The organism is Lysinibacillus mangiferihumi (genome assembly GCF_003049665.1).
Classification (GTDB): Bacteria; Bacillota; Bacilli; order Bacillales_A; family Planococcaceae; genus Lysinibacillus; species Lysinibacillus mangiferihumi.
The window spans coordinates 1-17805 of record NZ_PYWM01000050.1 but is presented as its reverse complement, the minus strand read 5'-3'; the positions used below and the strand labels follow the sequence as shown (position 1 = coordinate 17805).

At 40.3% G+C, this 17805-nt stretch carries 12 protein-coding genes, 21 tRNA genes, 2 rRNA genes and 3 riboswitches; of the genes, 6 read left to right on the top strand and 29 right to left on the bottom strand.

Annotation, left to right across the window (positions count from 1 at the left end; translation table 11 throughout):
• Nucleotides 1–383: 383 nt before the first annotated feature.
• Nucleotides 384–632 carry a hypothetical protein gene (locus C9J37_RS28595; RefSeq protein ID WP_167397433.1) on the bottom strand — a complete coding sequence of 83 codons (249 nt, stop codon included), beginning with the start codon at nucleotides 630–632 and terminating at the stop codon, nucleotides 384–386.
• A 256-nt stretch (nucleotides 633–888) separates the two neighbouring features.
• Here C9J37_RS28595 and C9J37_RS25655 point away from each other — a divergent pair, with 256 nt between their 5' ends.
• Genes C9J37_RS25655 through C9J37_RS25640 form a run of 4 tightly spaced genes read left to right on the top strand, consistent with a single transcriptional unit; the run spans nucleotide 889 to nucleotide 4837 of the window.
• Complete coding sequence (locus C9J37_RS25655; RefSeq protein ID WP_107897658.1) at nucleotides 889–1938, top strand: iron-siderophore ABC transporter substrate-binding protein; 1050 nt, start codon at nucleotides 889–891, stop codon at nucleotides 1936–1938.
• 1 nt (nucleotide 1939) lies between these two features.
• Complete coding sequence (locus tag C9J37_RS25650) at nucleotides 1940–2974, top strand: FecCD family ABC transporter permease (RefSeq protein WP_201262217.1); 1035 nt, start codon at nucleotides 1940–1942, stop codon at nucleotides 2972–2974.
• Entirely contained in the window at nucleotides 2971–4002 is a 1032-nt protein-coding gene (locus C9J37_RS25645; protein WP_107897657.1) for a FecCD family ABC transporter permease, read from the top strand. The genes C9J37_RS25650 and C9J37_RS25645 overlap by 4 nt, the downstream gene beginning before the upstream one ends.
• A gap of 1 nt (nucleotide 4003) precedes the next feature.
• Nucleotides 4004–4837 (top strand): ABC transporter ATP-binding protein, encoded by an 834-nt coding sequence (locus C9J37_RS25640; protein ID WP_107897656.1) that lies wholly within the window; start codon nucleotides 4004–4006, stop codon nucleotides 4835–4837.
• Nucleotides 4838–4974: 137 nt separating this feature from the next.
• Here the strand turns inward: C9J37_RS25640 and C9J37_RS25635 are convergent, their stop codons facing one another.
• From C9J37_RS25635 to C9J37_RS25625, 3 genes are all read right to left on the bottom strand, one after another.
• A complete protein-coding gene (locus C9J37_RS25635) occupies nucleotides 4975–6273 on the bottom strand; it encodes a nucleobase:cation symporter-2 family protein (RefSeq protein WP_107897655.1) in 1299 nt (432 codons plus the stop codon).
• Nucleotides 6273–6857 carry a xanthine phosphoribosyltransferase gene (locus C9J37_RS25630; protein ID WP_107897654.1) on the bottom strand — a complete coding sequence of 195 codons (585 nt, stop codon included), beginning with the start codon at nucleotides 6855–6857 and terminating at the stop codon, nucleotides 6273–6275. The genes C9J37_RS25635 and C9J37_RS25630 overlap by 1 nt, the downstream gene beginning before the upstream one ends.
• A 131-nt stretch (nucleotides 6858–6988) precedes the next feature.
• Nucleotides 6989–7090: riboswitch (purine riboswitch) on the bottom strand.
• Between the two features lie 218 nt (nucleotides 7091–7308).
• On the bottom strand, nucleotides 7309–9132 hold the full coding sequence (locus C9J37_RS25625; protein WP_024360833.1) for a potassium transporter KimA: 1824 nt from the start codon (nucleotides 9130–9132) through the stop codon (nucleotides 7309–7311).
• 174 nt (nucleotides 9133–9306) lie between these two features.
• A riboswitch (cyclic di-AMP (ydaO/yuaA leader) is annotated at nucleotides 9307–9453 on the bottom strand.
• A 320-nt stretch (nucleotides 9454–9773) separates the two neighbouring features.
• On the opposite strand from C9J37_RS25625, the gene C9J37_RS25620 reads away from it, so the two are divergent.
• A complete protein-coding gene (locus C9J37_RS25620) occupies nucleotides 9774–11039 on the top strand; it encodes an Nramp family divalent metal transporter (protein ID WP_025218391.1) in 1266 nt (421 codons plus the stop codon).
• 123 nt (nucleotides 11040–11162) lie between these two features.
• Here the strand turns inward: C9J37_RS25620 and C9J37_RS25615 are convergent, their stop codons facing one another.
• On the bottom strand, nucleotides 11163–12626 hold the full coding sequence (locus tag C9J37_RS25615; protein ID WP_107897653.1) for an amino acid permease: 1464 nt from the start codon (nucleotides 12624–12626) through the stop codon (nucleotides 11163–11165).
• An 83-nt stretch (nucleotides 12627–12709) separates the two neighbouring features.
• Nucleotides 12710–12885: riboswitch (Lysine riboswitch) on the bottom strand.
• Between the two features lie 178 nt (nucleotides 12886–13063).
• On the opposite strand from C9J37_RS25615, the gene C9J37_RS25610 reads away from it, so the two are divergent.
• Complete coding sequence (locus tag C9J37_RS25610; RefSeq protein WP_107897652.1) at nucleotides 13064–14269, top strand: CynX/NimT family MFS transporter; 1206 nt, start codon at nucleotides 13064–13066, stop codon at nucleotides 14267–14269.
• Between the two features lie 42 nt (nucleotides 14270–14311).
• Here the strand turns inward: C9J37_RS25610 and C9J37_RS25605 are convergent, their stop codons facing one another.
• The 24 genes from C9J37_RS25605 to C9J37_RS25490 form a co-directional block, all read right to left on the bottom strand.
• Nucleotides 14312–15358, bottom strand: a complete 1047-nt coding sequence (locus tag C9J37_RS25605; RefSeq protein ID WP_107897651.1) for a nitric oxide synthase oxygenase — start codon at nucleotides 15356–15358, stop codon at nucleotides 14312–14314.
• Between the two features lie 223 nt (nucleotides 15359–15581).
• Nucleotides 15582–15653, bottom strand: a tRNA-Glu gene (locus C9J37_RS25600).
• A 1-nt stretch (nucleotide 15654) separates the two neighbouring features.
• Nucleotides 15655–15731: transfer RNA gene (locus C9J37_RS25595), tRNA-Asn, on the bottom strand.
• Between the two features lie 12 nt (nucleotides 15732–15743).
• A tRNA-Ile gene (locus C9J37_RS25590) sits at nucleotides 15744–15817 on the bottom strand.
• A 4-nt stretch (nucleotides 15818–15821) separates the two neighbouring features.
• A tRNA-Gly gene (locus tag C9J37_RS25585) sits at nucleotides 15822–15895 on the bottom strand.
• An 8-nt stretch (nucleotides 15896–15903) separates the two neighbouring features.
• Nucleotides 15904–15976: transfer RNA gene (locus C9J37_RS25580), tRNA-Phe, on the bottom strand.
• Nucleotides 15977–15982: 6 nt separating this feature from the next.
• Nucleotides 15983–16075, bottom strand: a tRNA-Ser gene (locus C9J37_RS25575).
• Between the two features lie 15 nt (nucleotides 16076–16090).
• Nucleotides 16091–16166 (bottom strand) — tRNA-Ala (locus C9J37_RS25570).
• A gap of 14 nt (nucleotides 16167–16180) precedes the next feature.
• Nucleotides 16181–16257 (bottom strand) — tRNA-Pro (locus tag C9J37_RS25565).
• Between the two features lie 9 nt (nucleotides 16258–16266).
• A tRNA-Arg gene (locus tag C9J37_RS25560) sits at nucleotides 16267–16343 on the bottom strand.
• Between the two features lie 13 nt (nucleotides 16344–16356).
• Nucleotides 16357–16445, bottom strand: a tRNA-Leu gene (locus tag C9J37_RS25555).
• A gap of 5 nt (nucleotides 16446–16450) precedes the next feature.
• Nucleotides 16451–16525, bottom strand: a tRNA-Gly gene (locus tag C9J37_RS25550).
• A 51-nt stretch (nucleotides 16526–16576) separates the two neighbouring features.
• A tRNA-Leu gene (locus C9J37_RS25545) sits at nucleotides 16577–16658 on the bottom strand.
• 8 nt (nucleotides 16659–16666) lie between these two features.
• A tRNA-Lys gene (locus C9J37_RS25540) sits at nucleotides 16667–16739 on the bottom strand.
• A gap of 15 nt (nucleotides 16740–16754) precedes the next feature.
• Nucleotides 16755–16829: transfer RNA gene (locus C9J37_RS25535), tRNA-Gln, on the bottom strand.
• Nucleotides 16830–16840: 11 nt separating this feature from the next.
• Nucleotides 16841–16916: transfer RNA gene (locus C9J37_RS25530), tRNA-His, on the bottom strand.
• A 36-nt stretch (nucleotides 16917–16952) separates the two neighbouring features.
• A tRNA-Trp gene (locus tag C9J37_RS25525) sits at nucleotides 16953–17026 on the bottom strand.
• A 14-nt stretch (nucleotides 17027–17040) separates the two neighbouring features.
• Nucleotides 17041–17124 (bottom strand) — tRNA-Tyr (locus C9J37_RS25520).
• Nucleotides 17125–17130: 6 nt separating this feature from the next.
• A tRNA-Thr gene (locus C9J37_RS25515) sits at nucleotides 17131–17206 on the bottom strand.
• A gap of 15 nt (nucleotides 17207–17221) precedes the next feature.
• A tRNA-Asp gene (locus C9J37_RS25510) sits at nucleotides 17222–17294 on the bottom strand.
• Between the two features lie 11 nt (nucleotides 17295–17305).
• Nucleotides 17306–17380, bottom strand: a tRNA-Met gene (locus tag C9J37_RS25505).
• A gap of 30 nt (nucleotides 17381–17410) precedes the next feature.
• A tRNA-Val gene (locus C9J37_RS25500) sits at nucleotides 17411–17486 on the bottom strand.
• Between the two features lie 13 nt (nucleotides 17487–17499).
• Nucleotides 17500–17615, bottom strand: a 5S ribosomal RNA gene (rrf, locus tag C9J37_RS25495).
• Nucleotides 17616–17680: 65 nt separating this feature from the next.
• Nucleotides 17681–17805 (bottom strand): 23S ribosomal RNA (locus C9J37_RS25490); the annotation flags it as partial.

Genomic DNA, 17805 nt, shown 5'->3' with positions numbered 1-17805 from the left:
TTATTTTGTTATGCCCATATCTAAACACCATAATTATAACTTCCAAAAACAATCCTATACAACATTAAGCTATTGAAAAATTATCAATTAGAACTTCATTATTTTTTCTAAAGTACACGGCTATGGTCACCGCCTCCGCTACCAACAACTAGTGAACCCTTCTAAATTTTTATTTATTGCAAAAGCAAGATTAGCTAAGTTCTCCATATAGTAAAAATTTATGAACACCTTTCCTCTGTTCCTTAAAGGGAGATTTAGATTGAAAACAGAAGATGAACTAGCCTCCTATCTGATCAATTTAGGAGAGGAAGTGTTTCACCTACTACTTGCGAAGGGAGCTAAAAATGTAGATGCAGAAGAGAATATGCAACAACTAAATCATGCTATCCTAGAAAAAAATACACTATCCAAACTAAAGGATAGCGTCCCTTTTTATAAGTTAAAAACTTTAATTTGCACATGCTTTTACCAACAAAATAATAACGATTATCATGACAATTTGAACCAATATTAACTAAACACCCTTTGCTAGGTGAACCTGTATGCACTTGTGCAGATGCACTGTTCAAAGCACCTCCAGGGTTTTTTCGCTGTTCTTTTGCTTTTAAATTTTCTCGTTCTTGTTCTGACATGAAAGCCCCCCTTTTTCAAATTGAACTTCCTCTTCCTTCTTCATAGTATCATTTCCAACAACCGATTCCGCATAAAATCAGAATATTCATTATTTAACTATATTGCAGATTAATGAAGAGAAAAGATAAAATGTTTAGACTTCGCAATTTTTAATTTAAAAAATATTCTATTGAAATATATATGTATTGGTTATATACTACAATCGATAGTGATAATCATTATCAATTATTTTGTTAATAGGAGTGTCATTCTAATATGAATTCAAAGCGTTACTTTTCATTATTTACAATGTTATTTATAGCTATTTTTTCTTTAGCTTTAGCTGGATGTGCAGAAAAAGAGTCCGGTGCTGCATCTAGTGATTCAAAACCAGAATCCGATGCTAGTGATACACAATATCCAATCGTTATTAAGCACGCTTTGGGAGAAACTGTAATCGATAAAAAACCTGAACGCGTTGCAACGATTGCTTGGGCAAACCATGATGTCGCATTAGCACTTGGTGTTGTGCCAGTGGGCTTCTCTGCTGCAAACTACGGCGTACAGGATGATAGTGGTATGCTGCCATGGACAGCTGACAAGTTAAAAGAGTTAGGTGAAGAAAATCCTAATATTTATCAAGATACGGATGGTTTAGATTTTGAGGCAATTGCTGATTCAAATCCAGATGTAATCTTAGCTGCCTATTCAGGTATTACACAAGAAGACTACGATACATTAAGTCAAATTGCACCAGTTGTGGCGTACCCAGAAATTCCATGGGTTATTTCATGGCGCGACCAAATCCTATACAATGCAAAAGGTATGGGTATGGAAAAGGAAGGCAAACAATTGATTGCTGATACAGAGAAGTTAATTGCTGATAAGGCAAATGAATTACCAGAATTAAAAGGTAAAAAAGCTGTATTTGCTTCGTTCAATGCAACTGATTTATCTAAGTTTTATATTTATACGCCTGCAGATCCTCGTGGTGAATTTTTAGAGGAATTAGGTATGGAATATCCACCAAGTATTAAAGAGCAAGTAAAAGATGACTCTAGCTTCTATATTGAGTTAAGTGCTGAAAATGCAGATGCTTTAAAGGATGCAGAAATTTTTATTACATATGGAGATGATAAAACTTTAGCTGCACTTCAAGCTGACCCTATTTTAGGAAAAGTGCCAGCAATCCAAAATGGTTCAGTCATTGTCATTACTGATAATACGCCATTAGCTGCCGCAGGTAATCCAAACCCATTATCCATTCAATATACAATTGACGAGTACTTAGCATTAATCTCTGATGTTGCGAAAAAGCTGAAATAATATGATGAATACTTCCGTTTCAGAAAATAAGCATGTATGGATGCCACGTAACTTCGGCAAGCTGATTATTTTGCTCGCCATATTGCTTTGTCTAAGTGTGATGGCATCGCTTATATTTGGTTCTCGGATGATTACTTGGACGCAACTTCTGGATGGTCTATTCCATTCAGAAGTCGCTTCTCATGAGGCAAGTGTTGTTCGACAAAGAGTTGTTCGAACAATTTTTTGTTTTATGTGTGGTGCCGCTTTAGGTGTATCGGGTGCATTAATGCAGTCTGTAACGCGTAATCCAATTGCGGACCCAAGTATACTAGGTGTAAATACAGGGGCATCCTTATTTGTTGTTTGTGGGATTGCCTTTTTTAATATTAGTTCCGCGAATCAATATATTTGGCTGGCCATCGCAGGGGCAATGCTTACCGCTATTTTTGTCTTTACTGTTGGTTCAATCGGGAGTGGCGGCGCAACACCAATCAAGCTCGTCTTAGCCGGCGCTGCTACAAGTGCCATACTGTCTTCACTCGTTGTGGCCGTTATGATTCCACGTACGAAAGTGATGGACCAATTTAGATTTTGGCAAGTTGGTAGTGTAGGTTCTGGTAGCTGGGATCATATCTCACTGTTTATCCCATTTTTAATAGTTGGATTTTGTATTGCAATCTTTTCTGCGCCGGCATTGAATGCACTAGCATTAGGAGATGATGTAGCGACTGGCTTAGGTGTTAAAACGGGGACAATTCGCCTGCTCGCTTCATTTGGCGGTGTGTTATTGTGTGGTGTGGCAACAGCATTAGCTGGACCGATTGGGTTTATCGGTTTGTTAGCGACGCATTTAATTCGATTAATTATTGGCCCAGACGTGCGCTATGTTATTCCACTTTCAGCATTTGCTGGGGCAATTATTTTAACCATTGCTGATGTGTGTGGAAGACTATTAGGGAGTCCGAGCGAGCTTGAAGTAGGTATTGTAACTGCCTTCATTGGCGCTCCCCTATTAATTTTTATTACAATGAAAGCGAAAATGCGTGCATTATGATGAATGAAACAATGATGTCTATTTATAATTCAAGAATGAAACGAAAACGTCGTTTCCTACTTATGACATGTTTGCTAGCAGTTATTTCAATTGTACTTATGGGTTTGATGCTCATGCTTGGCAATACCTTTTATCCGGTAAAAGATGTTGTCAGCGTACTTTTAGGTGAGGATGTCAAAGGCGCTTCCTTTGCAATCGGCACAATCAGATTACCCCGAATGATCGTCGGACTATTTGCTGGCTTTGCATTTGGTGCTGGTGGCTACATTTTCCAAACAATGTTGCGCAATCCATTAGCCAATCCAAATGTAATTGGCATCACTGCTGGGTCAAGTGCTGCTGCTGTTTTTTGTATTATTGTCCTACATGCGAGTAATGCACTTGTCTCGATTGCCTCAGTAGTTGGCGGTCTTTTAACTGCTATCGTTATTTTTATTTTATCTAAAGGTAGCTCTTTTTCAATTGGTCGATTAATTTTAATCGGCATCGGTATTCAAGCAATGTTAAATGCGTTTATTTCTTATTTAATGGTTATTGGTAATACGCATGACCTACCTTCTGCTATGCGTTGGTTAAGTGGCAGTTTGAATGGAGCGAAAATGGAAAACCTCTATCCATTAATAATAGCTGTTTTAATTTGCACCCCCATTGTTCTTTTTTTGGCTAGTCGATTAGAAATATTAGAGCTTGGCGAACTAGCAGCGACATCACTCGGTGTTGCTCCAAACAAAACGAGGTTGGTGCTATTGCTTAGCTCGGTTTTAATGATTGCGTTAGCTACAGCAGCTGCCGGACCGATTGCCTTTGTTGCATTTCTAGCAGGTCCTATTGCCAAAAAGATTGTTGGTGTAGGCTTTTCAAATATCGTGCCTGCAGGCTTAATTGGCGTTATTTTAGTATTGGCCGCAGATTTAATCGGTCAGTTTGCATTCGATACCAGATATCCTGTTGGCGTAATTACGGGGATTATTGGTGCACCGTATTTAATTTATTTACTAATTCGTATCAATCGAAAAGGAGATTTATAATATGAAGCCAACACATACATTTCGAGCGGAACAAATTACTGCTGGTTACGACAATAAAACGATTTTACAAGACGTTAGTGTAACGATTCCTAGCAATAAAATGAGCATAATTATCGGAGCAAACGGTTGTGGAAAATCTACGCTACTAAAAACAATGGCACGACTCATTACGCCGACTTCAGGGCAAGTAACGTTAGATGGGCAAGCTATTCAAAAAATGCCACCGAAGCAACTTGCAAAAATACTAGGCTTGTTACCACAAAGTCCTATCGTTCCAGAAGGAATAACAGTTGCGGATTTAGTTGGTAGAGGGCGCTTCCCCCATCATAGCTTTTTAAAAGGTTGGTCTAAAAAAGATTATGAGGCTGTCGCAGAAGCGATGGAAATGATGAACATTACAGAATTTGCTGATTGCCATATTGATGAATTATCAGGCGGGCAAAGACAGCGCGTATGGATTGCCATGGCATTAGCGCAGCAAACAGATATTTTATTTTTAGATGAGCCAACAACGTACTTAGATATTACGTACCAAGTAGAAATTTTAGATTTACTGACAGATTTAAATCGTAAATATGGCACAACGATTATCATGGTGTTACACGACATTAACTTATCAGCACGTTATGCAGATTATATTTTTGCCCTACATGAAGGGAAGCTCGTAGCAGAAGGACCGCCATCTGACATTATTACAAATTCATTGATTAAAGATATATTCGCACTCAACTGTATGGTAATCGAAGACCCCGTTTCGAACTCGCCATCCATCGTGCCAATTGGACGACACCACAACCAAATTGACAACATAGCGGTGAAAACAAAATCAAGCTAACAAAGTAGCGATCCATTTCATTGACAAGACAAGGGAAATTGAACAGAAGTTTGACGCTTGTTTCATTTCCCTTGTCTTGTTTCTTTTTCTCATCAAACAATGCCACCTCCTTTTATCAGGAAGTGGCATTGTTTGATTTAAATTTCCCCATGCATTGGGTCATTTTTACGCTTCGGCCCAATCATGTTAAATAAAATATTAAGAATAATCGCTGTGACTGAACCACAGACGATACCATTTGAAGTTAAAATAGAAACTTTTTCTGGCAGTTCATCGAAAATACCAGGAACTACTGATACACCGACACCTAAACTTACTGCAATCGCTGCAATCATGGCGTTTTCCGCTGATTCGTTCATAACAGGTACAAGCATGCCCATACCTTGAGTTATTACCATACCGAACATTGCCAACATTGCCGCACCAAGTACTGGTATTGGGATAATTGTTGTTAGTGCTGCGATTTTTGGTAAGAAGCCAAGTAATACAAGGAAGGCACCTGTAAGGTAGATGACTTTGCGATCTTTTACGCCAGACATACGCGTAAGTCCTACGTTTTGAGAGAATGTAGTATATGGGAAGGCATTGAAAATACCACCAATAACAGAAGCAAGACCTTCTGAACGATAACCACGTGCTAAATCTTTTGAATCTAGTTTTTTATTGCAAATATCGCTCAGTGCAAAATAGACACCTGAAGATTCTACTAAAGAAACCATCCCGACAAGCGTCATCGTTAAAATCGCTGTCGCATCAAACGTTGGCATTCCGAAATAGAATGGTTGAACCATATGGAATACACCCGCATCTGACACCGGACTGAAATCCACTTTGCCCATAAATGCGCCGAGCACTGTACCGACAACTAAGCCAATTAAAATTGAAATCGCACGCACAAAGCCTGTAGTAAAACGATAAACGACTAAAATAATTACTAATGTAATAAATGCTAAAGCAACATTAGAACCCGATGCAAAGTCTTCTGCACCTTGTCCACCCGCCATATTGTTCAATGCAACTGGTAATAAGGAAATACCAATAATAGAAACAACAGAACCTGTTACAACTGGTGGGAAAAATTTTACAAGCTTACCGAAAAAGCCTGCAATGACCATAACGATTAAACCTGATGCAATAATCGAGCCATAAATATCTGTAATGCCTTGTTCAGGGTTTGTCCCAATTGCAATAATTGGACTTACTGCTGTAAAGGTACATCCTAGAACTACTGGTAAACCAATACCGATAAATTTACCTGAATACACTTGAAGTAATGTTGCGATCCCACACATCATAATGTCAATCGCTACTAAATAAGTCATTTGCTTTGAATCAAAACCTAAAGCGTCACCAATAATAAGCGGAACTAAAATCGCACCTGCATACATCGCAAGTAAATGTTGAATAGCTAGCGTCGTTGACTTAAAGGCATTCATTACGCGCGATCCTCCGTTGCAAATGTTACTTTGCCGTCTTCTAAAGAATCCACAATTGCTAATGATTCAACGCGAACACCTTGCTCACGTAATAATTTACCACCGTCTTGGAAGCCTTTTTCAATCACGATGCCGACACCGACAACATGAGCCCCTGCTTGCGTTGCAATATCTAGTAAGCCTTTTACCGCTTCACCATTTGCTAAGAAATCGTCAACAATTAAAACATTGTCATCTTCACTTAAAAAATTACAAGATACTGAAATATCATTCGTTTCGTTTTTTGTGAAAGAATGTACTTTTGACGAATAGAGATTGTCTGATAATGTTAAAGATTTACGTTTACGGGCAAATACTACCGGTGCACCGATTTCAAGACCTAACATTACAGAAGGTGCAATTCCTGAAGATTCAATTGTTAGCACTTTTGTAATAATTTCATCAGAGAAGCGATTTGCAAACTCGTGCCCAATTTCTTTCATAAGCTGTGGATCGATTTGATGATTTAAAAAAGAATCAACTTTTAATACAGACGAAGATAGAACTTTACCTTCTTGCATAATTTTGTCATGTAATAACTTCATTGCTGCTTTTCCTTCTTTCATAAAATAATAAAAACGCTGAATACTTTGATTCCATTCATCTACGAGTGGAGCAAGGCATTCAGCGCAAAAACGTCGAAACTAATAGAAAACATCATCGCTAGTATGAGTTTTTCTAAAGCAATGCTACCCATAGTCGATTCATTTACGGTAAATCGGTAGAAACTTACGAGCCATATTCTCGCTATTATATGAGTGAAACAGTATTAAGCTGGTTGAACTTTCTTATTATAAATATCCATTTTTATAATTTCAATATGAATATGCATAATAAGCAGATGCATATCTTCTTTCGGCAGATGCTTATATCTACCACTGAAAAAAGTTTAAATTTTCGGAATTTAATGGTATTTACACATTATTTCATGGTAAACGTTCGTGTTTTGCAATCAATGCTCTGATTATATCAGACTATTTTCGACCTTGCTAGTCATTATTTAGATAAATGGAAAGGCACTGTCATAATGACGACATTTTTGTGAAATAACAGCGATGTACGAATTAATAGACTCGATTGATTGTGTAGCATATGATGCCAACCTTTCTTCGGTAAAAACTGTGGAATAACCACAGTTACTTGATAGCCCGTTTTCGCATATTGGTGTTCTACCTTATCAATAAATTTTTTTAAAGGTTGCGTAATGCTTCGATATGGCGAATAGTACGTAACGAGACGTATATCTGGTTGCCATGCCTTCCACTTCTCTTCAAAAGCTTTGGCATCAGCCTGATCAAATGCTACATAAAAGGCTATAATTTTTTCTACATTCAACGATTGCACATAATGCAGTGAATTTTCTACCACTTTCGTAATCCCCGCTACCGGTACAATAAAAACATTTCCATCTACTATCGGCAATGCTTCTCCATTTAGTCGTAGTTGCTCTCCGACTGCATTGTAATGTTGCTTAATGCGATGGAACATCCAAATAATCATTGGTAAAAAGATAAATACTGGCCATACTTGAGGTAATTTTGTAACAAAGAACATCATCGCCACTACAAAGGAAATGGCTGCACCTATTGTATTTATAACGAATTTCATCACCCAACCATTTGGCTTTTCACGCCACCATTTTCGCATCATTCCAGTCTGCGCTAATGTAAATGGTATAAAGACACCTACTGCATACAGAGGAATTAAATGCTCTGTAGCACCGTCGAACAACACAATAAGGACAATCGCTGCTAATCCGAGCATCATAATCCCGTTGGAATAGCCAAGGCGATCTCCACGAATTTGAAAAATTCTTGGTATAAAGCCGTCTCTTGATAAATTGACTGCGAGTAAAGGGAAGGCTGAATAACCCGTATTGGCAGCAAGCACTAAAATCATAGCTGTCGTACCTTGCACGATATAATAAAATACATTGCGTCCAACACTCGCTTCGGCAATTTGTGAGACAACCGTTGCCTGAGCGTTTGGTACAACTCCGTAGAAATAGGCTAAGCCCACGATACCAATAAACAGCACGGCTAATATACTCCCCATTGCTAATAGCGTTTTCGCAGCATTATTTGGTGCAGGGCTTTTAAAATTCGGAATAGCATTGGATATCGCTTCTACGCCAGTCAATGCCGAGCTTCCTGAAGCAAATGCCTTTAATAATAAAAACAAACTAATGCCCGCAACTGGCGTCCCGATTTTTGGATGCAACTCAGCAGGAACTTGCCCCGTTGCGACGTTATAGATACCTATCCCAATAAGCATTAACATCACAACAACGAACAAATATACGGGATACGCTAAAACGGATGCTGATTCTGTAACGCCACGTAAATTTAATAGTGTTAGGCAAATAACAAAAAACACTGCAATCGGTACATTATAAGCATGTAAACTTGGGAATGCTGATGTAATAGCATCTGTCCCCGCAGAAACACTTACTGCAACCGTTAAAATATAATCAACGAGTAATGACCCACCCGCTACAAGACCTGCATTAACGCCTAAGTTTTCGCGGGACACTACATATGCTCCACCACCATGTGGATAGGCGAAAATAACTTGTCGATAGGATAACGTGAGTGCCACAAGTAGCACCACTACGCCTGCTGCAATTGGTAACGAATACCAAAAGGCAACCGTACTTACTGTCATGAGCACAAGTAAAATTTGCTCTGGTCCGTATGCTACTGATGACAATGCATCAGATGATAATATAGCCAATGCCTTTGTTTTACTAAGCTTTTGTTCCCCTAATGCATCGGATCTCAATGGTTTACCGATAACATAACGTTTGAATGAGGATTTCATTTTTAACACCTTCTAGATTTTTAGAGTGTGTTTCGCCTTTCTAAATCAATTACACCTTTGCATACTCGCTCTTTCTAGCTACTGGGGCTTTGGGTGCCAAATGACAACAAAAAACGTCTACAAGTCATCACCAAATACGACTTGTAGACGTTGTAACGTCTGACAAGCTCCAACTTTTCTGCTCTTAACGCTTACGAGGTTAGCTGTCGGATTCGGGCCTGAGTAGCCCTACTCTTGTAAAAGAGATTCACCCCAAGAATTGTAGAGACAATCCATCAAAATTGGGTCCCCCGCGTTTAGTTGCTTCAGCGATTTAGAAATTTGAAACTTTTATAATGATGTCATATTACGCCTGTATTAATAAAAAGTAAAGAACAGATTATACGGTTTTTGTAAATTTTTTCCTTATATGTAGAAGCCCATTACTGGTAAACGTTTCGGATTGTTTTTTGCTGATTTCCATGGTTTTATCCGCGATTTAACTCACTTCAGCAGTGATTTCCCATTGTTTTTTGGCAATGATAAAAAAAACAAGCAAACTTCTTCACATTTTTCAGTTCTAGCTATAGAATAGTAGTATCATTATTTTCCTATAGGAAACTTTATTTCACTTACGATACTTTTTGAAACGAGGGAACAACATGGCCTATAAACCGATTAATAAGTCGGCAGCCGAAGCTGTTTTAGATGGCGACATAAAAGGCTGGCAACGGATTTTACCCTTTCTAGGTCCGGCATTTATTGCAGCAGTTGCCTATATAGATCCCGGTAACTTTGCCACAAATATTACGGCTGGCTCGCAGTACGGTTATTTACTTCTTTGGGTTATTGCCTTTTCCAATTTAATGGCTGTACTAATTCAATCTTTATCAGCAAAACTTGGCATTGCAACCGGAAAGAATTTGCCGGAAATAGCAAGAGAGAACTTTTCTAAAAAAACTTCTATATTTTTATGGATACAGGCTGAACTTGTAATTATCGCAACTGATCTTGCAGAGTTTATCGGTGCTGCCCTCGGTCTATATTTATTATTTAACATCCCAATGCTACCAGCGGCACTAATTACGGCAGTCGGCTCATTCGCCATTTTAGAGCTACAACGCAGAGGTTTTAGAGCTTTTGAAGCTGGTATTTCTGGTATGGTGCTAATTGTAGTGCTCGCATTTGCGTTCCAGACATTTTTAGCCCAACCAAATTGGGGTGAAGTGACACTCGGAATGCTGACACCACATTTCGATGGAGTCGATTCCCTATTACTTGCAACAGGTATTTTAGGAGCTACTGTTATGCCGCATGCAATCTATTTACATTCTTCCTTAACACAAAATCGCGTTATTGGTCGTAATGACAATGAAAAACGACGTATTTTCCGTTTCGAGTTTATCGATATTGTAATTGCAATGATTATTGCCGGCGCGATTAATATGAGCATGCTGATTATTGCAGCAGCGGTGTTCCATACGCAAGGATTAGTAGTTGAGGATTTAGACATTGCCTATAATGGATTACGAGATGCACTTGGCCCTATGGCAGCCGTTTCTTTCGGACTTGGTCTTCTTATTGCAGGGCTTGCAAGTTCTTCTGTCGGTACACTAGCAGGAGATGTTGTCATGCAAGGCTTTATCCAGCGTAGAATTCCTCTCTATTTGCGCAGAGCCATTACAATGATTCCACCATTGGTCATTATTGCTTCTGGCGTCAATGCAACCTATGCGCTTGTATTAAGTCAAGTAATCCTGTCATTCGGTATTGCCTTTGCGCTTATCCCGCTTGTGATGTTCACAAGTAAAAAGGACATTATGGGTAGCCTCGTCAATCACCGTATCACAACAATTCTTGGCTGGTGTGTCGTTGTCATCGTCGTAGCGTTAAATATCTACCTATTATGGGAAACGCTATTTGCTTAATAAAATAAAGCTGAAATAATAGAAAAATGCTATGACAATTATCCGTTACTGCGGGGTTCATTGTCCGATAGATGTGTGCAACAAAAATAAAAACTGTCCTAACATTTAGGACAGTTTTCATTATTATTTTTCCACTTTTAAATCGCATTTTTGTAGTGGAATCATTTTTGTTTTATGTTTTATTTTATAGCCTAGCCACAATATAACAAAGAGTGGGATACCAATATATGAAACAAGAACGCCATACCAGTCGATTGAATCACCCGTGAATGCTGTATAATTTTGACCAATGACAACAATCATACATACGGTGAAAGCAAAGAGCGGACCAAATGGATATAGCTTTGCCTTGTATGGTAGTAATTTCGGATCCAGCCCTTGTGCTTCAAACGCTCGACGGAAGCGATAATGACTAAAGGCAATACCAAGCCATGCAATGAAGCCTGACATCCCAGAAGCGTTTAGAAGCCACATATAGACAACGCCATCACCAAAAAATGATGCTAAAAATGCTAGACAGCCTACTGCCAATGTAAGCAGTAATGCATAAATTGGAATGCCACGACGACTTAATTTTGTGAAAATTTTAGGTGCATGTCCATCAACCGCTAATTGCCATAACATGCGGGATGATGCATATAAACCAGAGTTACCTGCAGACAACATTGCAGTTAAAATAATAGCATTCATTAATGAGGCAGCAAAAGCAATGCCTAAGCGATCGAATACTAATGTAAATGGAGATACCGCAATATCTTCAGATAATAAACGCGAATCCGTAAATGGAATCAACATCCCAATCGCCGCAATCGCTAAAATGTAAAATAAAATAATACGCCAGAAGACAGATTTTACAGCCTTTGGAATATTCTTTCCAGGGTCATCCGTTTCGCCAGCAGTGATACCTAATAATTCTGTTCCTTGGAACGAGAAACCAGCTGCTAAAAATATACCGAATGTTGCAAGGAAGCCACCATGGAATGGACCATCACTTATAAAGAAATTCGTGAAACCAACCGGTGCTTGCCCTCCTAAAATACCAAAAATCATCAATAGGCTGACGATAATAAAAACAACAACAGTCGCCACTTTTATCATGGCAAACCAATATTCACTTTCACCATAGCTTCTAACAGATAGTAAATTGAATGTTAGTACAATCACAATAAATACTACTGTCCATAGTGCAGAGGAGCTATCAGGAAACCAATACTTCATAATAAGCGAAACAGCTGAAATTTCTGCTGCAATTGTAATCGCCCAGTTATACCAGTAGTTCCAACCAAGGGCAAAGCCAAGAGCAGGATCTACGAATTTTGTTGCATACGTACTAAATGAACCCGATGACGGCATATAAGCTGCCATTTCGCCCAAGCTAGTCATTAAAAAGTACACCATTATACCGATTAATGCGTAAGCAAGTAGTGCACCACCTGGTCCAGCCTGTGCAATAGCGCCACCACTTGCTAAAAATAGCCCAGTCCCAATAGTACCGCCTAATGAAATCATCGTAATATGACGACTTTTTAATTCTTTTTTCAGCTTCGGTGCTTTATGGCCGAGCTGATTAACTTTTATCTCACTCACGTTAAAGCTTCCTTCCTTTTATAAGAGGCAAAAAAATGCCATCACATGAACGTTGTGATGGCTAAGTAAATCCTCTGTTTCTTCAAAATGATAGCGCAACACGTTGTCCAACGTGACAGTTCTGTTCCTTTCGGAGACAGCCCCAGCATGAGGTTTTCAAGTCCCCTCACACTTCGGCGATATTTCCTTTCAGCTAACATCTTTAATGCTTGTCATTTCCATTAGCGTACTCATAAATACCGCGACCTCTACCTCAATACAAACATGAGGCATATAATTATTAAATTTATGATGTCTCTTAGTTTAACATACGACCTTAGACATTTCAATAAAACGATTAATGTTCCGTATTTTATGAATTTTCTACTATTTTTAATAGTGTGATAAAGTGTTATAGTGGTTCGAATTATAATTGTTCTATCAGGGAGGTACTAGTTTTGACAACGAACGAACAATCTACTTATCCTAGCAAAAAGATTAACTGGAAGGGAACAACCCTACTGTTAGTCATCGGTGTAATTTTTCTAGCATCCACATTACGTATGCCCTTAACAGTAGTAGGGCCAATTATATCCTTTATACGTGAAGATCTCGGTATATCCAATGTACTTGCAGGCTTTCTTACAACGATACCATTACTTGCATTCGCAATAGTATCCCCTTTTGCACCCGTAGTTGCAAGAAAACTCGGACTTGAATTAACACTATTTTTATCAACAATTTTATTAGCTGGAGGCATTGTCCTACGTTCATTTGGAACAACGGGATTACTCGTATTTGGTACAATGATTATCGGTGTCGCCATTTCATTTGGTAACGTCCTTATTCCAGGTCTACTAAAATTAAAATTTCCATACCATGTTGGTTTACTAATGGCGTTTTTTACAATGTCTATGAATTTAACAGCGGGAATCGGTGCTGGTATTAGCTATCCTATAGCGAATGCAGTGCTGGGCTGGCAAGGTGCACTTGCTATTGCTCTAGCGCTAGTCATATTAACAATTGTGATTTGGCTACCCCAATTAAAATTTAATAAGCCTGAACCAACTGTAGTCTCTACAAAAGCGCGTATACCATTGTGGAAATCACCAGTTACTTGGGCAGTTACTGGGGCAATGGGGCTACAATCGTTATTATTTTATACTACTGCAGCTTGGATTCCTGAAATTTATATTGCACAAGGCGTAGCCGCAGATCGTGCGGGTTGGATGTTTTCCATCATGCAAATCTCACAAGTGCCCATGGCATTAGTTGTGCCTATAATCGCTAGCAAAATGACATCCCAGCGACCACTCGTTTTAATGTTTACAGCATTTTATATCATCGGTTTTACAGGCGTTGTGATGGAATGGACTAGTCTTGCTGTGTTATGGATGATATTGCTTGGTTTAGCAGGTGGGGCTTCATTTGCACTTGCCATGATGTTCTTTACATTACGTACACGTACGGCTTTTGAGGCGGCAGATTTATCTGGCTTTGCACAATCATTAGGTTATTTATTAGCCGCAGTCGGTCCAATTTTATTTGGCTATTTACATGATTTATTTGGCGGCTGGGATATCGCTGGGTGGCTATTTGTTGCCGTTACAGCTCTACTCTTCTTCTGTTCATTTAGAGCTTCTAAAAATGAATATATCAATTAATAAGAGGCAGTTCATTTTCTACAATGAGCTGCCTCTTTATCATTAGTATGGGGGTTTTTGGTAAAAATAATTAGGTGTATGATAGACATTTACATACGGCTTATGAAAAATATGTGTCGTTGCAGGCGATAACGGTGGAATCAACCAAGTCCAGTTGCCAGTTAAATCGCGCCCTGCCTTGTGCTCTGCTTCTTCAAATAGCTTAAATTGCTGTGCTGCGGTATGATGATCAACGATACTTACGCCATCTTCTTTAAAGGAATGAAGGACAGCAATATTTAATTCTACTAGTGCACGATCACGCCAAAGAGATGCTTGCTTTGTTGTATCAAGATCAAAAATTTCAGCTATCTTCGGTAACATATCATAACGGTCATGATCAGCTAAATTCCGTGCCCCAATTTCTGTCCCCATATACCAGCCATTAAAGGGGGCTGCCTGAAAGTCAATACCCGCCATTTGAAAGCGCATGCTCGATATAATTGGCACCGCATACCACTTCATTCCTAGTTCTCCTACCTTAGGATGTTCAGGGTGACGAATCGCAACCTCTAATACATCACCACTTGGGATTGGAAACCATTGCGGTTTACGGTCATCTACCTGGATCACGAGTGGTAGCACATCAAATGCTGTTTTTGCTCCCTGCCAGCCAAGTGACTCGCACACTTTTGTAAATGGCACCGAATGGGGATCACCAATAATACCTGCTTCTGTTTCATAACCTGCATAACGTATAAGCTGATGATTCCATATTTTCACTCTATCAGAGGCAAATACCGTTATAGTCGGACGAATCTTACCGCCATTTGTTGCATATCGAATATGGTGAAGTAATTTCTCAAAAATAGCATGCTCATCTAAAACCTCACGTGCATCCTCAACATGAAGTGATTGCCAAAATAATCTCCCAATACATTTATTACTATTACGCCATGCTACTCTTGCGCCAAAAGTAAGCTCTTCCGTTGTAGGAATATATGCTCCCTCTGTGGCAACTTGCTGTAATCTATTTGTAAGCCATTGTTCCGACTCATTTTGTTCCAATTGATAAAGTGCTAAAAAACGTTGTATCTCTTGTAAATTCATATCGTTTTCCTCCATCTATCCCCATATTAGATGAATAGGATACAATTCACCACGAAAAAATCCGTAAGAAAACATACATCTTTTATATATGAAATACTTTGTTCAAATTTAAAACGGAAAGTTAAAAGTTAGATGATTTACGCAATACTTAATGCCTTAGTGACAATAATTAAATGCTTAATAATACAAAAAAGCATGTAGCAACAATTTGCTACATGCTTGATGACCCCTACGGGATTCGAACCCGTGTTACCGCCGTGAAAGGGCGGTGTCTTAACCGCTTGACCAAGGGGCCGTGGCTCCGAAGGCAGGACTCGAACCTGCGACAACCTGATTAACAGTCAGGTGCTACTACCAACTGAGCTACTTCGGAATATTTTTATAATGGGCCTAAATGGACTCGAACCATCGACCTCACGCTTATCAGGCGTGCGCTCTAACCAGCTGAGCTATAGGCCCCTCTTGGAGCGGGTGATGAGAATCGAACTCACGACATCAGCTTGGAAGGCTGAGGTTTTACCATTAAACTACACCCGCAAAAATGATGGGTCAGGACGGAATCGAACCGCCGACACTTAGAGCTTCAATCTAATGCTCTACCAACTGAGCTACTGACCCGGAAAATGGAGGAGGTAGAGGGATTCGAACCCCCGCGCGGTGTTACCCGCCTGTCGGTTTTCAAGACCGATCCCTTCAGCCAGACTTGGGTATACCTCCGGAATGAAACAATTATGGTGGAGCCTAGCGGGATCGAACCGCTGACCTCCTGCGTGCAAGGCAGGCGCTCTCCCAGCTGAGCTAAGGCCCCATTTTAAAAAAAGATGGTCGGAATGACAGGATTCGAACCTACGACCCCTTGGTCCCAAACCAAGTGCTCTACCAAGCTGAGCTACATTCCGTTCATTTATTGGCGCGCCCGGCAGGAGTCGAACCCACAACCTTCTGATCCGTAGTCAGACGCTCTATCCAATTGAGCTACGGGCGCTAAATATTAAAAATGGTGCCGAGGGCCGGAATCGAACCGGCACGGTAGTCACCTACCGCAGGATTTTAAGTCCTGTGCGTCTGCCAGTTCCGCCACCCCGGCACATTTGGAGCGGAAGACGAGGTTCGAACTCGCGACCCCCACCTTGGCAAGGTGGTGTTCTACCACTGAACTACTTCCGCATGTGCATAAGATTATTTATCCTGGCAATTATGAATTTGAAATATAGATGATGCGGGTGAAGGGAGTCGAACCCCCACGCCTTGCGGCGCTAGATCCTAAGTCTAGTGCGTCTGCCAATTCCGCCACACCCGCAAATATGATGAGCCATGAAGGACTCGAACCTTCGACCCTCTGATTAAAAGTCAGATGCTCTACCAACTGAGCTAATGGCTCATATTAAGAAATAAATGGCTGGGGTACTAGGATTCGAACCTAGGCATGACGGAATCAAAATCCGTTGCCTTACCGCTTGGCTATACCCCAATATTTTATTATGGGGCGACTGATGGGAATCGAACCCACGAATGTCGGAACCACAATCCGATGCGTTAACCACTTCGCCACAACCGCCATATGTAATATAACAGTAGTCTAACCTAAAAAAATTGGCAGGGGCAGTAGGAATCGAACCCACACCAAAGGTTTTGGAGACCTCTATTCTACCGTTGAACTATGCCCCTATTGAATAAAGAGCTGGTGGAGGGGGACGGATTCGAACCGCCGAACCCTAAGGAGCGGATTTACAGTCCGCCGCGTTTAGCCACTTCGCTACCCCTCCAAGGGATGGTGCCGGCGATAGGAGTCGAACCCACGACCTACTGATTACAAGTCAGTTGCTCTACCAACTGAGCTACACCGGCAAATAAATACAAAGACGGTCCCGACCGGGATCGAACCGGCGATCTCCTGCGTGACAGGCAGGCATGTTAACCGCTACACCACGGGACCTTAATTTTATTTGGTTGCGGAGACAGGATTTGAACCTGTGACCTTCGGGTTATGAGCCCGACGAGCTACCACTGCTCCACTCCGCGATAATAGTACTTTCATAATTAAATAAATAATGGTGGAGGATGACGGGCTCGAACCGCCGACCCTCTGCTTGTAAGGCAGATGCTCTCCCAGCTGAGCTAATCCTCCACATAAAAAATAAGCGAAGCGACGTCCTACTCTCACAGGGGGAAGCCCCCAACTACCATCGGCGCTAAAGAGCTTAACTTCCGTGTTCGGTATGGGAACGGGTGTGACCTCTTTGCCATCATCACTTCACTTATTCAGTTGAAAGAACTCGTTCTCTCAAAACTGGATAAACGTTCATTGAATGTTTCAAACTTTTGGTTAAGTCCTCGATCGATTAGTATTCGTCAGCTCCATGTGTCACCACACTTCCACCTCGAACCTATCTACCTCATCGTCTTTGAGGGATCTTACTTACTTGCGTAATGGGAAATCTCATCTT